This window comes from Mesorhizobium sp. J8, assembly GCF_016591715.1.
GTDB lineage: Bacteria > Pseudomonadota > Alphaproteobacteria > Rhizobiales > Rhizobiaceae > Mesorhizobium.
The window spans coordinates 4,690,444-4,704,335 of record NZ_AP024109.1; the positions used below are offsets into that span (position 1 = coordinate 4,690,444).

Annotated in this window: 13 protein-coding genes; 7 read left to right on the forward strand and 6 right to left on the reverse strand. The window is 64.6% G+C overall.

Annotated elements, in window-relative coordinates:
• Positions 1–10: 10 nt before the first annotated feature.
• Positions 11–1,027 carry a sugar ABC transporter substrate-binding protein gene (locus tag MJ8_RS22445; protein WP_201410912.1) on the reverse strand — a complete coding sequence of 339 codons (1,017 nt, stop codon included), beginning with the start codon at positions 1,025–1,027 and terminating at the stop codon, positions 11–13.
• Positions 1,028–1,064: 37 nt separating this feature from the next.
• A complete protein-coding gene (locus tag MJ8_RS22450; RefSeq protein WP_201410913.1) occupies positions 1,065–2,063 on the reverse strand; it encodes an ABC transporter permease in 999 nt (332 codons plus the stop codon).
• 322 nt (positions 2,064–2,385) lie between these two features.
• Between MJ8_RS22450 and MJ8_RS22455 the strand changes: the two genes are divergently transcribed.
• The 7 genes from MJ8_RS22455 to MJ8_RS22485 all read left to right on the forward strand — a co-directional run bounded on the left by MJ8_RS22455 (position 2,386) and on the right by MJ8_RS22485 (position 9,497).
• On the forward strand, positions 2,386–3,888 hold the full coding sequence (locus MJ8_RS22455) for a sugar ABC transporter ATP-binding protein (RefSeq protein ID WP_201410914.1): 1,503 nt from the start codon (positions 2,386–2,388) through the stop codon (positions 3,886–3,888).
• A gap of 35 nt (positions 3,889–3,923) precedes the next feature.
• Positions 3,924–4,889, forward strand: coding sequence for an ABC transporter permease (locus MJ8_RS22460; RefSeq protein ID WP_225247991.1), 966 nt, complete (start codon positions 3,924–3,926; stop codon positions 4,887–4,889).
• Positions 4,890–4,893: 4 nt separating this feature from the next.
• A complete protein-coding gene (locus MJ8_RS22465; RefSeq protein WP_201410916.1) occupies positions 4,894–5,877 on the forward strand; it encodes an ABC transporter permease in 984 nt (327 codons plus the stop codon).
• 87 nt (positions 5,878–5,964) lie between these two features.
• Entirely contained in the window at positions 5,965–6,942 is a 978-nt protein-coding gene (locus MJ8_RS22470; RefSeq protein WP_225247992.1) for a sugar ABC transporter substrate-binding protein, read from the forward strand.
• Positions 6,943–7,013: 71 nt separating this feature from the next.
• Entirely contained in the window at positions 7,014–7,811 is a 798-nt protein-coding gene (locus MJ8_RS22475; RefSeq protein ID WP_201410917.1) for an SDR family NAD(P)-dependent oxidoreductase, read from the forward strand.
• 11 nt (positions 7,812–7,822) lie between these two features.
• The gene (locus MJ8_RS22480) at positions 7,823–8,680 is read left to right on the forward strand and encodes a sugar phosphate isomerase/epimerase family protein (protein WP_201410918.1); all 858 of its coding nucleotides are present in this window, start codon (positions 7,823–7,825) and stop codon (positions 8,678–8,680) included.
• Between the two features lie 10 nt (positions 8,681–8,690).
• Complete coding sequence (locus MJ8_RS22485; protein WP_201410919.1) at positions 8,691–9,497, forward strand: SDR family NAD(P)-dependent oxidoreductase; 807 nt, start codon at positions 8,691–8,693, stop codon at positions 9,495–9,497.
• 118 nt (positions 9,498–9,615) lie between these two features.
• Here MJ8_RS22485 and MJ8_RS22490 read toward each other — a convergent pair whose 3' ends face one another.
• The 4 genes from MJ8_RS22490 to MJ8_RS22505 form a co-directional block, all read right to left on the reverse strand.
• Complete coding sequence (locus MJ8_RS22490) at positions 9,616–11,307, reverse strand: extracellular solute-binding protein (protein ID WP_201410920.1); 1,692 nt, start codon at positions 11,305–11,307, stop codon at positions 9,616–9,618.
• A gap of 87 nt (positions 11,308–11,394) precedes the next feature.
• On the reverse strand, positions 11,395–12,303 hold the full coding sequence (locus MJ8_RS22495) for an intradiol ring-cleavage dioxygenase (RefSeq protein WP_201410921.1): 909 nt from the start codon (positions 12,301–12,303) through the stop codon (positions 11,395–11,397).
• Positions 12,304–12,335: 32 nt separating this feature from the next.
• Positions 12,336–13,397 (reverse strand): maleylacetate reductase, encoded by a 1,062-nt coding sequence (locus MJ8_RS22500; protein ID WP_201410922.1) that lies wholly within the window; start codon positions 13,395–13,397, stop codon positions 12,336–12,338.
• A gap of 14 nt (positions 13,398–13,411) precedes the next feature.
• Positions 13,412–13,699: a YciI family protein gene (locus MJ8_RS22505; protein ID WP_201410923.1), complete on the reverse strand. Its 288-nt coding sequence runs from the start codon at positions 13,697–13,699 to the stop codon at positions 13,412–13,414.
• Positions 13,700–13,892: the final 193 nt, after the last annotated feature.

Consider the following 13,892-nt stretch of genomic DNA (forward strand, 5'->3'; position numbering starts at 1 on the left):
GAAAGTCCGTTTACTTGATGTCTTCGGGCTTCCAGCAGTTCCGGCCGGTCGCGTTGGTCTTGTCGACGCGGGTGATCGGGCCGAAGAAGATGGTCTTCTCGCTGCCGGCCTTGCGATCAGGGTGCTGCAGCAGCTCGGAGATCTGCTGCGCGGCGATTTCGCCCTGGATCGGCGCGTTGAAGTTGAAGATGACGTCGAGCAGCCCGTTCTTGATGCTCTCGCAGCCCGTCGCTGCGCCCGCGCCATTGGTGACGATGGTGACCTGGTCCTGCTTGCCGGCAGCCGCTACAGCCGCGCCCGCGCCGACTTCGGCATTGTCCCAGATGCCCATGATGCCGCAGAGATCGGGATGCTGCTGCAGCACCGTCTCGGTGATCTGGCGGGCTTTTTCGCTGATGTAGTCGGCCGGCTGGTCGGAGACGAGCTGCAGCTCTGGATTGGCCTTCAGCACCTCGTCGATGCCGGTGCGCATATAGATGTTGGCGGCGCCCGTCTGGACCCCGGCAAGCCACACCACCTTGTGCGAGACGGCGTTCGGCCCGGTGCAATGCTTGGCCAGTTCGCCCATCTCCAGGCGGCCCATCTCGATCCAGTCATTGCCGACATAGGAGTCGGTCTGGGTCGCCGATTGCATGTTGACCTGCAGCACCTTGATGCCCGCGGCCTGCGCCTGCTTCAACAGGCGCGCATAGGTCTGCACGTCCGGGTTCTGCACGATGATCAGGTCGGGCTTCTCGGCGATCGCGCCCTGCATGGCGCGGATGCCGGCATTGGTGTCGCCGTTGGGATCGCGCACCTCGAGGCTGAAGCCGTAGCGGGCGGCATGGCGCTGCCACACCATCACCCAGGCCTGGTTGAGGTCCATGCCCTGCGAGATCGGCACGAAGATGACCTTCTTGCCCTTGAGCGATTCCAGATAGGGCGCGCGGCCGACCTGGTCGGTCTCCTGCGCGCCTGCGGCCTGCGCGGCGCCCAGAAGCGCGAGCGCGGTCATGCCCGCCAACAGACATTTATTGAATAGCTTCATAGGTTTCCTCCCTGATTTGATGGTTCGAGTTGTTGTTTCAGATGTCGCCGCTCTGCGAGGTCTGCTCGTCACGCGGATTGATGATGGCGTCGATGGCAAGGGCGCCGAGCAGGATCACGCTCTTGATCAGGTTCTGGCTGGTGTAGGAGAAGTTGAGGATCGTCATGCCGTTGGTCAGGATGCCGACCAGGATCGTGCCGGCGATCACGTTGCGCACGCCGCCCTGCCCGCCCGACAGGCCGATGCCGCCAAGCACGACAACCAGGAGCACGTCGTAGATCAGGCTCGAATTGTAGAGGCGCGTGTCGATGCCGGTGACCAGCCCGGTCATGATGATGCCGGCGGTGAACGCGATCAGCGCGCTGATGACGTATTGCGTCACGATGATCGGGCGCGTCGGCAGTCCGGTGGTGCGGGCCGCGTTCGGATTGTCGCCCGTTGCGTAGACCAGCCGGCCGAAGCGCGTCTTCCTCAGGAACAGACCCATCATGGCCGCCACCGCTCCGAAGATGACGACGGACATCGGTACGCCGAGCACGCTGCCATTGCCGACGAATTTCAGCCACGCGATGTCCGGCGGGGCATAGAGCACGTCCGAGGCGAAGACGATGCGCCCCGAGCCGTAGACCGACGAGGCGATGGCCAAGGTGGCGAAGATCGGCGGGACTTCCGCGACCGCCACCATGACGCCGGTGAACAGGCCGATGGCCGCGACCAGGATGGCGCCGCAGATCACGGCGAGCGTGAAATCGATGCCCCAGGTGGAGACCCAGATGCTGAAGGCGACGCCGACGACCATCACCGCCACCATGGTGAGGTCGATGCCGCGGCCGACGACGACGAAGCCCATGCCGACGGCAAGCGTACCGAGGATCGACACGTTCTTGAGGATGGCGATGATGTTGCCCTGGCTCAGGAAATTGTTGAGCGTCGCCGAGAAGACGACGAACAGCACAACCGAGATCGCAACGACGACGACTTCCTGGGACGCCTTGAAGCCAAGGCGCCTGTCGTCCGATTTGCCCGAACCAGGCATTTTCCTCCTCCCAGGCAGCCTAGTGGTCGGCGCCTTCCTCGGGTGACCAGCCGCTCCGGAATCCTCCCAAGAAACCCAGCCGTTCGCCTGGTTCGGACAATTACGGCTGGAGCGTCAGCGGACAATTTCGTTTTTCTGATACGCTGTGCAGTTTGCCTCCGAGACCGAGGATAAGGCAGGTCGCGGTTAGGGGGTGGCCCCCGGGACCCAAGCGCGCCGCGTGAAGTCCAATATGGACCATTTATTCACGATCCCGGGCGAACTTGTCGTTTAAGCCTTTTGGCACCGCTCGGAGGCGCGGTGTTGGGAGGTTTCACGAGCCATGAAAGCCGTTCTGACGGTCACGAATCTGCGCAAGTCGTTCGGCGGGGTCCATGCGCTGAAGGGCATCGACTTCGATCTTCATGCCGGTGAGATCCATGCGCTTTGCGGCGAGAACGGCGCCGGCAAAAGCACGCTGGTCCGTATCATCGCCGGCCTCATGCCTGCGGACGAAGGCGAAGTCCGCGTCGATGGACAGCTTCTGCGGCCCGGCGAGCTCACCAATCCGAAACTTGTTTCCGTCGTCTATCAGGAACTATCGATCATTCCGCATCTGTCCGTGCTGGACAATGTGCTTCTTGGCGACCCCGACATCTCCCAGCTTTATATCCGCGGGCGCTACAAGGCGCGTGCACGCGAGACTCTGGACCAGCTTGGCCTGTCCGATGTGCCGCTCAACGTCGAGGCCGGCAGGTTGTCGATCGCCGAGCAGCAGCTTCTCGAAATCTGCCGGGCCGTGATGCGCGGCGCGCGCGTGCTGATCCTCGACGAACCGACCGCGAGCCTTTCCGACGCCGAGATCCAGCGGGTTTTCGCGACGGTGCGCTGGCTGCGCGCCAAGGGAACCGCCGTGGTCTATATCAGCCATCGCCTGCCGGAGATTTTCGCGCTCACCGATCGCACGACCGTGTTCCGCAACGGACAGCGCATCCTGACCAAACCGACCGCGCAATGGACCAATGACGAGCTCGTCGCCGAGATGATCGGCCGCGAGGTGACCTCGGCGCATGCCACGCGCGACCGGGCGGGGCCTGGGGCTGCGACGGTGATCGAGCTTGCGGGGCTCGGCGTCGCGGGGAAATACCGTCCCGTCGATCTCGCCTTCCGCGCCGGCGAGATAGTCGGCATCATCGGCCAGCTCGGCTCCGGCGCCAATGCACTGGTCGAAACGCTGGCTGGCCTGGAGCGGCATTATGCCGGCACGATCAGGGTCGGCGGTTCTGTGGTCGAAGTCACCTCGATCGCCGCTGCGAGCCGCGCTGGGATCGCCTATGTCTCGGAAGACCGGGGCGGCAAGAGCCTCTTCCTCGGAGCCCCCATCGAGGTCAACCTCACCGCCGCGATCCTCGACCGCCTCAACCGCTTCGGCGTGCTGACGCTAGCCGATGCGCGCAAGCAGGCGAGCGACCTTGCCCGCCGGTTCCAAATCGACGTCCGCCGGTTGCCGGCCGCCGCATCGACGCTCTCCGGCGGCAACCAGCAGAAGGTGGCGATCGCCAAGTCCGTCGCGCTCTCACCCAGGATCCTGGTGCTCAACGAGCCGACCCGCGGCGTCGATGTCGGCGCGCGCACCGAGATCTACCGCGAAATCCAGGCGCTTGCCCGCGAGGGTCTGGTCGTCCTCTTCTTCTCGACCGATCTGGAGGAAATCCGGGAGCTCTCGCAACGCGTCATCACGGTCTTCCGCGGTGAGATCGTCCGCGACCTGCCGGTCGAGGAGACGACCATGGATTCCATCCTGGGCGACGTGGTGCGTGGCCGGGCTATGGGGAGAGCGGCATGAGCATCAACGGTAACATAAGGAGCGGAGGCAAAGCCTTGGCCGGATTCGATGCCACGGCGCTCGGCGCCAGCCTGATACGGCCGGAGCGCATCCAGTCCACTGCGGTATGGGCGACAACGGTGCTGTTCGCTTTGTGGGCTTCATTTGCAGTTCCCGGTTTCTCCTCCAGCGCCAACGTGTCCGCGATCATGTACTCCACGTCCGCGGTGGGCATCGCCGCGGTCGGCATGTCGCTCATCACGCTGTCGGGCAATCTCTTCATGCTGTCGATGGGCGCGACGGCCGCCGTCTCCACCATCCTCTTTGCTTCCTTCCTGCATTTCGGCTTGCTCGCGAGCGTGATCCTGGTGGTCCTGATCGGCGGGCTGTTCGGTCTGGCCCAGGGCATCGCCGTCGGCGTGTTCCGAACCAATCCGATCATCACCACCATAGCCATGGCCTCGATCATCACCGGCGCCGGCTCGTTCTATTCCGGCGGCCTGACGGTCGTTGGCCAGGGAGACGCAAGCTGGCTGGGAGTCGGGCGGACCCTCGGCCTCCCCAACCAGATCCTGCTCTTCCTGCTGGCGGCGATCGTGCTGAGCTTCATCGTCGAACGGACCCGCTTCGGCCGCGAACTGCGCCTCATCGGGTTGAACCCGAAGGCCGCCGGCTTCACCGGCCTTCGCGTCGGCCGCACTTTGGTGCTCGCCTATTTGTTCGCCGCCATGGCCGCGGCCTTTGCCGGCGCGCTCTATGGTTCGCAGGCCGCCCAGGGCAACCTCAAGCTCGGCGCGGGGCTGGATTTCGACGCAATCGCCGCGGTGTTGGTCGGCGGCGTGGCGATCAAGGGCGGCCAAGGCCGCGTCCTCGACGCGGCGATCGGCGCTGTTTTCCTGGCGATGATCTCCAACATCCTTTTGCTCAAGGGCCTGTCGCTGGAAATCCAGCTAATCGTCAAGGGCCTGGTGGTGATCGGCTCGGTCATCCTCGGCGCGCTGGCGCTCGGTTTCCGGAGGTAAGACGATGGCTGCGATCCGCAAGTCCAGGACGATCTCCGGCGCGACGCTGCTGCGCCTTGCTCTTCTCGCCGCCCTCGTCGTCGCCTTCGCGATCTGGAATCCGGCTTTCATCAGCGGCCGCAATCTCTATGCCCTCATGCAGTCCTTCGCGCTGCTCGGCATGGTCGCGCTTGGCCTGTCCTTGACGATGATTGCCGGCGAGTTCGATCTGAGCGTCGGCTCCATGGTCGCCGTGGGCGGCCTGATCACGCTCGTCGTCGGCGCCGGCAATCTGGTCCAAGGCATGGCCGCTGCGCTCGCGTTCGCCGTGCTTGTCGGCCTGGTCAACGCGATCGTCATCAGCCGCTTCAAAGTGTCCTCGCTCGTCGTGTCGGTCGGCTCGATGATGGCCCTCTCCGGCTTCGCTTTCTGGCTCGCCGGCGGCAAGGTCATCAGCACCGACAATTTCGACCTCGGCATGGCGCTGGACGATCCGCTGCTGACCGTCCTGTCATGGCGCAGTCTCGTGACGCTCGCCGCCTTCCTGCTCGTCGGCCTGTTCATGCACTACACGCTGATGGGACGCGACATCCGCGTCGTCGGCAGCAAGCCCCAGGTCGCCGCGGCGAGCGGCGCCAGGGTCGGCCGCTCGCTGGTGATCGTCTTCGTGATTTCCGCCGTCACGGCCGCGCTCGCGGGAAGCCTGCTGTCGATGAGCCTCGCCAGCGCCGCCGCGACAACCGGCAGCACGCTGATGCTGCAGGCCGTCTCGGCCGCGATCGTCGGCGGCGTCGCGCTGACCGGCGGCTCGGGCACGCCCGCGCATGTGCTGCTTGGATCACTGATCCTGACGGTGATGAACAATGGCCTCAGTCTGATCGGCATGGCGGCGACGGGGATTCTCTTCGCCAACGGCCTCGTGCTGATGGGGATCGTGCTGCTCGACGGTCAGTTGGGCGCATGGATGAGCGAACGGCTCGCAATGTCGCGGGCCGCCAATTCCGCCTAGCGGAAACAACCGACGGACCCTTGCAACGCCGCCGAGCGATCGGCGGCGCGGGGGAACGTGCAACCTTGAAACGGGAGGAGTAACCAAATGAACTTCGCAAAACTCATCAAACTTCTGCTGACGACCGCGGTCGCCGGAGGGCTGATGGCGCCGGGAGTGGCCTTCGCCGCTGCCAAGGGCGCGAAGGTGATCCTGCTGACGGTCACGGAAGAGTGCGAATATTGCGCCCTGCACCAGCGCGCCTTCAAGGAAGTCGCGGCCGCCGCAGGCATCAATCTCGAGGTGAAGATCAACAACTACGACGCCGCCGAACAGGCCTCGCAGGTCGACCAGGCGATTGCGCAAAAGCCCGACGCCATCGTGCTCTGGCCCGCCGATGCCAGCGCCATCGTGCCGTCGCTGCGCAAGATCAAGCAGGCCGGCATCCCGCTGGTGATCACCAACTCGCAGCCAGACGAGAAATATTCGCAGTTCTGGGACGTCTTCACCGGCCCGTCGGACATCGGCAACGGCGAGTCCGCCGGCGAAGCCATGATCAAGGGTTTCGCCGATAAGAAGCTCGGCAGCGAAGGCAAGGTCTTCATCGTCGAGGGCGTTCCCGGAACGCCGCCGCAGATCCAGCGCTCGCAGGGCTTCGAGGATGTGCTTGGCAAGAAGGCGAGCGGCATTCAGGTGGCCGGCAAGCAAAACGGCAACTGGGACCAGACCAAGGCGACGGATGCCGCCGCCGCCCTATTCACCCAGCTCGGGTCGGACGTGAAGGGCGTTTACGCGCAGGCCGACAACATGATGTCGGGTGTGATCGTCGCCGCCAAGCGCGCCGGCATCGATCCGGCAAGCCTCGTCCTGGTGGGCTCCAACTGCTCGATCGAGGGCGTCAACCAGATCAATGACGGTACGCAATACGCCACCGTCCTGCAGTCGCCGATCGACGACGGCAAATATGCCGCGCAGGCGGTCGCCGATCTTCTCGATGGCAAGAAGGTCGAGAAGCAGATCTTCCTGCCGCACGAGATCATCACCAAGGCCAACGTCGCCGACTGCAACGCCGCGCTCGGCCGCTGATACCCGCATCCGAGGCACGGCGGCAGCCGCCGTGCCTCATCCTTCCCGACGTCAGAAAAGAGGAATGCCCCATGGCCACGGAGCCAGTCTTTAGCAACGCCTTGCCGGACCTTGTCGTGGTCTCCGGAACGGCTTCTGGTCTTGGTACCAACATCGCACGGCTGCTGACCGAAAGCCGCGTGCGCACGATCGGCGTGGACCTGGCGCCGGCGCCCGACAGCCTTGCGAACGAACTCTATTCGCATGTCCGGGGCGACGTCACCGACGAGACGACATGGGCCGGCGTCGCCGACACCATCACCAGGGAAAACCCAGGAACGCTTGGCCTTGTGACATCGGCGGCGATGCTCAATGTCGGCACCATCCTCGACTTCGACAAAGCAGCGATGGAAAAGACCATGTCGGTCAATTTCATCGGCACGGCGCTCGCCTTCCGCGCCATGCTGCCGCTGATGACGGCGCGCGGCGGCGGTCCGATCGTGGCGGTCGCCAGCATCGACGCCACCTTCGCCGAGCAGCAACTCGCCGTCTACGCTGCCTCGAAGGGCGCTGTCCGCCAGTTGACCCGCACCGTCGCCATGGACCATGCGCGCCAGGGCATACGCGCCAACGTGCTGAGCCCCGGGCCGATGCTTGCCGGCCTGTTCGAGCGGCACATGAAATCCGCCAACGACCCGGACCGTTTCCTTGCCGCGCGCGCCAACCGCCAGCCGGCCGGCCGCATCCTCGATCCGGCCGAGGTCGCGCGCGCCGGCCTGTTTCTGCTTTCCGATGCTTCCACGGCCCTCAACGGCGCCGAGATCATCGCCGACGGCGGCCTGACGACCAGCTTCGACTTCCGCACCGGGTCGGAAGGCGCTTCGGTCTGAGGAGAAAGATGATGAGCAACCCCATCGAACTCGTCGCCGCCTACTGGACCATCTCGGGCGACGTCTATCCGTTCGCGCCGAACGAGATCAGTCCGTTTCCTTTCGCAGAGCGCGTCGAGGCGGCAGCCAGGGCCGGATACAAAGGCGTGGGCCTGATCCATGCCGACCTGCAGGCCACCCGTGAAAAGATCGGCCTCAAGGAGATGCGCCGCATCCTCGACGCCAACGGCATGCCGCATGTCGAGCTGGAGTTCATCACCCACTGGTTCGCGTCCGGCGCCCTGCGCGCCGCATCGGACAAGGTACGCCGCGAACTCTTCGAGGCTGCCGAGGCGCTCGGCGCCCGCGACGTCAAGATCGCGCCGGAATTCGATGCCGACACCATCGACCTTGCGCAGGTCACGGACAGCTTCGCCGCGATCTGCGACGACGCCGCCCGTTACGGCACCAAGATCGCGCTGGAGGTGATGCCGTTCTCGAACGTGCGCACGCTGGAAACCGCGCGCGCCATCGTCGAGGGTGCGGCGCGAGCCAATGGGGGCCTGCTGCTCGACATCTGGCATGTCGGCCGCGGCGGCATCCCCTACGAGGCCGTCGCCGCCGTGCCGAAGCAGTACGTCGTCTCGGTCGAGCTCGACGACGCGGATGAGAAGGTCGTCGGCACGCTTTGGGAAGACACGATCTACGAACGCCGGCTCTGTGGCGAGGGCGTGCTCAATCCCCCCGCCTTCATCGACGCGATCCGCAAGACCGGCTTCGACAGCTTCTATTCGGTCGAGGTGATCTCCAAGAGGCACCGCGTACTGCCGCTCGAAGAGGCGGCGCGACGCTCGTTCGAAACCACCATGGCGCAATTCGCCGCAAGATAAGGAGGATCAAATGGAAACCAATCTCAAGGGCAAGGTGGTGCTGATCACCGGAGCGGCGAAGGGCATCGGCCGCGAAACGGCGATCGCCTTCGGCCGCGAGGCAAGCCGCGTCGCGCTCTTCGACATCGACGAAGCAGCACTCGCCGAGACCTCGGCCGCGGTCACGGCGGCCGGCGGCACGGCCGCGACGTTCAAGGCCGATCTGTCCTCGGCCAAAGACATCGAGGAGAAGGTCACGGCCGCGATCGCCCATTTCGGCGGAACGGTCGATGTCCTTGTCAACAATGTCGGCGCCGGCGCGGTGCGCACGTTCGACCAGCTGACCGACGCCGAGTGGGACAAGACCTTCTCGCTCAACTTCATGAGCTATGTCCGCACGACGCGCGTCGTCCTGCCGGTGATGCGTAAGCAGGGACATGGCGCAATCGTCAACAACGGCTCGGATCTCGCGCGCCAGCCGGAAGGCGTTCCGATCGACTATTCTGCATCGAAGGCGGCGGTGCTCGCGCTGACCAAGGGGCTGGCGCGCACCGAAGGCGCCAACAATATCCGCATCAACGCCGTGGCTCCCGGCCCGATCTGGACGCCGTTCTGGACGCAGCCGGGCGGCTTTGCCGAAACCATGGGCAAGTTCCACAATATGGAGCCGCAGAAGGCCGTCGAGCACGAGATGTCGCTGCGCCAACTACCGCTCGGCCGCCTCGGCAAGCCGGAGGAAGTGGCCAACGTCATCGTTTTCCTCGCCTCCGATCTCGCCTCCTTCGTCACCTCCTCCGTCTGGGGTGTCGACGGCGGCTCGATACGGGCGATCGCCTGAGCGATTCCAGGAGAACCGCGGTGCGGTTCTCCTTCTGGAATTAAATAAAACAACGAGTTGCAGCGGGCGATTCGATCAACCGCTGAACTCCTTCAACGCGCGTCGCAACGAGACGGATTCAGCCGGCGCGGTCGACGATCCGCTCGATGCGGTCCTGGGCGTCTTTCAGGGCCGCGCGGTCGGACTTGCGGCCGGAAAGCGCGTCGTGCACTTCCTCGCCGATGATGCGCTCCATGTCGGTGTAGAACGGCACCGGCGGGCGCTGCCAGTTGCGCAGCAAATTGCGGTTGGCGAGGCTGCCGACGAAGCGCACGAGCTGCGAGCTGCCGATCGCCTCCGGATCCGCGCTGACCGAGAAGCGCGGCGCGACCGGAAAACCGTTCTTCACATGCTCCTTCATGGCCTCGCGCGAGGCCATCCAGGCCAGCGCTTCTGCCGCAAGCGGCAGGCGCTTCGGATCGATGTTGGAAGGGATGCACAACAGGAACCCGCCGATCGGCGAGGTGTTGGTGCCGCCCGGCCCGGATGGCTGCGGGACATAGGCGACGCGGCGCTTGACCGCGGAACGGACTTCGGCCTCGAACTGCGCGGCGCGCATCGTCCACACGTAGCCCATGGCGCTCTGGCCGCGCAGGAAGACCGCGCAGGAATCGTCCCAATGCGCGTCGAGCGCGTCGGGCTGGGCGATTTCCAACATGCGATGCATATAGTCGAGCGCCAGCAGGCCCGCTTCGCTGTCGATCTGCGGCCGCATATGCTGCGCATCCAGGTTTTCGGTGGAATAACCGGTCGGCGTGCGGCGGATCGACAGCACGCTCTGGCCGCAGCAGCCGAGGAAGAACATAAAGCTCGACGCCAGCGGCCTGTGCGCCGCGTTCCAGGCGATGCCATAGCGTTCGGCGGCCGGGTTGTGGAACGCGCGCCCGGCGCTGATGACGTCGTCGAAGGTGCGCGGCAGCGCCAGCCCCTCGCGTTCGAAGAGGTCCGACCGGCAGGCCAGCACCTCTATCGTGCAATAGATCGGCACGCCGTATTCGACGCGCTGCCAGGTCGTCGTCGACCAGATCGAGGGATGGAAATCCATCGGATTGATGCCGGATTCGCGGATCACCTCGCCGATCGGCAGGACGAGCCCCTTGCTCGCGAACTCTCCGAGCCAAGGCATGTCGATCGCGATCATGTCGTAGGCCGAAACGGCGCGCGCGCCATTCGCCAGACCTTCGCGATAAAGATCATTCTGGTGGACCAGCTTGAAGCTCTTGGCGCTCGCCAGATTGTTGCGGAAGTCCGACCACATGTTGCGCATGGCGGCGAAGTAATTGTCGTCGTTCAGCAGAAATTGCAGCTCGACGCCCTTCGTGACCCTGTTGGTCAACAGGTTGATCGGCGGGATGATCGGGCTACCGCGCTGCGGCGCGCCGAAATAGTAGTCGGCCTCGTGCTCCTCATTGTTGCGGCCGCCGACGATCTCGGCGATCAGGGCCTTGGTTTCCGCCGCATAGTTGATGGCGAGGTTCGACAGGCGCGCCGTCGGATGAAGCGTGAACCGCTTGGCCGTTTCGGAAGCCGCCCGCCTCTCGATCAATCCGCCGTCGATCATGCCCTGGATGCGCCGGATCGCCGTGCCGTGAGGGAGATTCGAGACCAGCGCCAGCTTGCTGATCGTAACCGGATAGCCCTCGAGCTCCGAGCGCATGAGGTAGTGGATGATGCGCCAGGCAGCCTCGTCCTCGACGTCCGCAACGCCGAGGAAAGGCCTGCGCAGGCGATCCACGAAATCATAGACGCGCAGGAACTCGTGATCGTTCATACGCACATTCTCCTTCCAGGCAGGAAGGATACGCCGATCATGCGACTCGACGCCAGCTTTTGTCCAATTTGGACAAAGATACGCAGCTCAAGTTCCAGCGCTCTTGGGAGCCAGCACGAAATCCCACTCGACCGACCAGAACGGCGCTTCGAAACCGAACTCGCTCGCCTTCTTCGGGTCGGCGACTCGGGTGAAATCGGCGATCAGCGAATCCTTCACCCCGAAGACGGCGTCCTCGGCAAGGTAGCGGCAGTCGGGCGCAAAGATGTGCGTGATGACCGGATCGTAACCGGGCGCGCTGACGATATAGTGTACATGCGCCGCACGGTTCGGATGACGCCCGAGCGCGGCGAGCATCTTTCCGACCGGCCCGTCGTCGGGGATCGGATAGTAGCGCGGCTTGACGGAGCGGTACCAGTATTCGCCCTTCTCGTCGGTGGTGAAGACGCCGCGCAGGTTCCAGTCGGGCTGCACGTCCTTCTGCTGGACATCGTAGAAACCGTCGTCATTGGTCTGCCAGACATCGATCAGCGCGCCTGCGATCGGCTTGCCTTGCGTGTCGAGCACGCGACCACGCACGACCATCGGCTCACCCTTGCCGTCGAGGCAGATATTCGCGCCATGCTCGTAGCGCGGCGCTTCGGGCACATAGAACGGTCCGAGGATGGTGTTTTCCGTGGCGCCGTTCGGACGCCGGTGATTGATGGCGTCGACCAGCATCGAAACGCCGAGCGTATCGGAAAGCAGAATGAACTCCTGCCGCCAGTCGGAGCACATCTTGCCGACATCGGTGAGGAACTTGATGCCTTGCAGCCACTCCTCATGCGTCGGCTCGATCTCCTTGATGGCGGCATGCAGATGTTTCACCAGCACGCTCATCACCTCGCGCAGGCGCGGGTCGACATCCGGTCCCATGCGCGCGTTGACCACGTCGACCGAAGTCTCTTCCTCGAAATAGGGATATTTTGGTCGGGCAGCGTCCGCGGTGCCTGTCATGGCGATAACTCCTCCAAAGACGTTCGGGCTTCTCAGGCCTGCGGCGGCTCGCCGGCATAGGCGCGTGCGATGAGAGCCCGGATCGGTTCCCGTTCCAGCGCTCGAGGGTTCCAGTAGGGATTGGCCAGCGCGCGGTCCGTCGCGATATCGATTCCGTCAGACGGCATGCCGATTTCGGAAAGCGCGCGCTTGGCGGCGATCCGGCCGGCGAGATCGTAGAGAGCCATGGCAGGATCGTTGGCCTTCAGCGCGGTCCGCAGGGTCCCCATGACCGCCGGAACGGCGGGGGCATTGTAGGCCAGTGCATGCGGCAGCACGATCGTATGGGTCTCCGCATGCGGCAGATCGAAACTGCCGCCCAGCGTATGGCAAAGCTTGTGGTGCAGCGCCATGCCGACCGAGCCGAGGCAGATGCCGCAGAGCCAGGCGCCATAGAGCGCCTCGGAGCGCGCGTCGCGGTCATGCGGGTTCCCGGCGATGACCGGCAAGGCGTTCACCAATGCGCCGATGGCCTCGGTCGCCATCAGATTTATCACCGGGTTTCTTTCCCTGGCATAGAGCGCCTCGACCGCATGGGCGATGGCGTTCATGCCGCTTGTTCCCGACAACGCGGCAGGAAGCGTCATCGTCAAGTCGACATCGTAGATCACCACTTCCGGCAGCACTTTCGGGCTCGATTGGGTGACCTTCACGCCATCCTTGGTCTCGCCGAGGATGGGTGTCATTTCCGAGCCGGCATAGGTCGTCGGCATCACGATCTGCGGCAGGTCGGTGCGCAACGCGATCGCCTTGGCGAGGCCTGTCGTGGAGCCGCCGCCGACCGCGACCAGCCCATCGGCCTGAAGCTCCGCCACGACCTTCAGCGCATCCTCGGTGACGGACACGGGCGTGTGCATCGTCGCCTTGGCATAGACGCCTGCCGCCGCGCCGTCGAGCGAACCGGCCAAACGCCGGGCCTCGGCCTCTTGCGGCGGCGTCGCCAGCACGAGCACGCGTTTCAGTCCCAGCCGATCTATCTCTTCCGGCAGCCTTGCGATCGTTCCCGACCCGAAGACGACGCGCGCCGGCTGGCCGTTATAGACGAAGCTTCTCATCGAGCCCCTCCCCGTCAGGCCCGGTTGTCGACGCGCAGCAGGAAGGGATTGATGCTGACGCTCTGCCAGACATTGGCGGCGTTGAACGGGTCGGCGGCGTTGAATGCCTTCACCTCCTCGATGCTGTCGGCGGAAAAGACGAACAGCGAGCCGATCATGGTTGCGCCATCCGCCGCGACAAGCGGCCCGGAGATCACGGTCGCGACCGAGCCGCCGGCAAGATAGGCCTTGTGGGCATCGTAATTGGCGAGCCGGCGCGGAAGCGCATCGGCATGGTCGAGACAGTGCACGGCAAAGAGCAAGGTAATCCTCCCGGGTAGGCGCGACGCTTGATCGATCGCCGCCAAGTCTACTCCTCCCCGATGGAACTTAAATCGACTCCCGTCGAACAGGCTGGTCAATTAGTCCAATCTGGACAGACACGGGCCGATGCTGTCGTGATGGCCTGCGGCGAAGAAGCGCGCAAGGGTGCCGCCCCACGTCGCGCGGTCCGGG

Bases quoted from the DNA above. Each gene is read 5' to 3' on its own strand.
- MJ8_RS22445 (WP_201410912.1), bottom strand. From the start codon at position 1,027: ATGAAGCTATTCAATAAATGTCTGTTGGCGGGCATGACCGCGCTCGCG.
- MJ8_RS22450 (WP_201410913.1), bottom strand. From the start codon at position 2,063: ATGCCTGGTTCGGGCAAATCGGACGACAGGCGCCTTGGCTTCAAGGCG.
- MJ8_RS22455 (WP_201410914.1), top strand. From the start codon at position 2,386: ATGAAAGCCGTTCTGACGGTCACGAATCTGCGCAAGTCGTTCGGCGGG.
- MJ8_RS22465 (WP_201410916.1), top strand. From the start codon at position 4,894: ATGGCTGCGATCCGCAAGTCCAGGACGATCTCCGGCGCGACGCTGCTG.
- MJ8_RS22470 (WP_225247992.1), top strand. From the start codon at position 5,965: ATGAACTTCGCAAAACTCATCAAACTTCTGCTGACGACCGCGGTCGCC.
- MJ8_RS22475 (WP_201410917.1), top strand. From the start codon at position 7,014: ATGGCCACGGAGCCAGTCTTTAGCAACGCCTTGCCGGACCTTGTCGTG.
- MJ8_RS22480 (WP_201410918.1), top strand. From the start codon at position 7,823: ATGAGCAACCCCATCGAACTCGTCGCCGCCTACTGGACCATCTCGGGC.
- MJ8_RS22485 (WP_201410919.1), top strand. From the start codon at position 8,691: ATGGAAACCAATCTCAAGGGCAAGGTGGTGCTGATCACCGGAGCGGCG.
- MJ8_RS22490 (WP_201410920.1), bottom strand. From the start codon at position 11,307: ATGAACGATCACGAGTTCCTGCGCGTCTATGATTTCGTGGATCGCCTG.
- MJ8_RS22495 (WP_201410921.1), bottom strand. From the start codon at position 12,303: ATGACAGGCACCGCGGACGCTGCCCGACCAAAATATCCCTATTTCGAG.
- MJ8_RS22500 (WP_201410922.1), bottom strand. From the start codon at position 13,397: ATGAGAAGCTTCGTCTATAACGGCCAGCCGGCGCGCGTCGTCTTCGGG.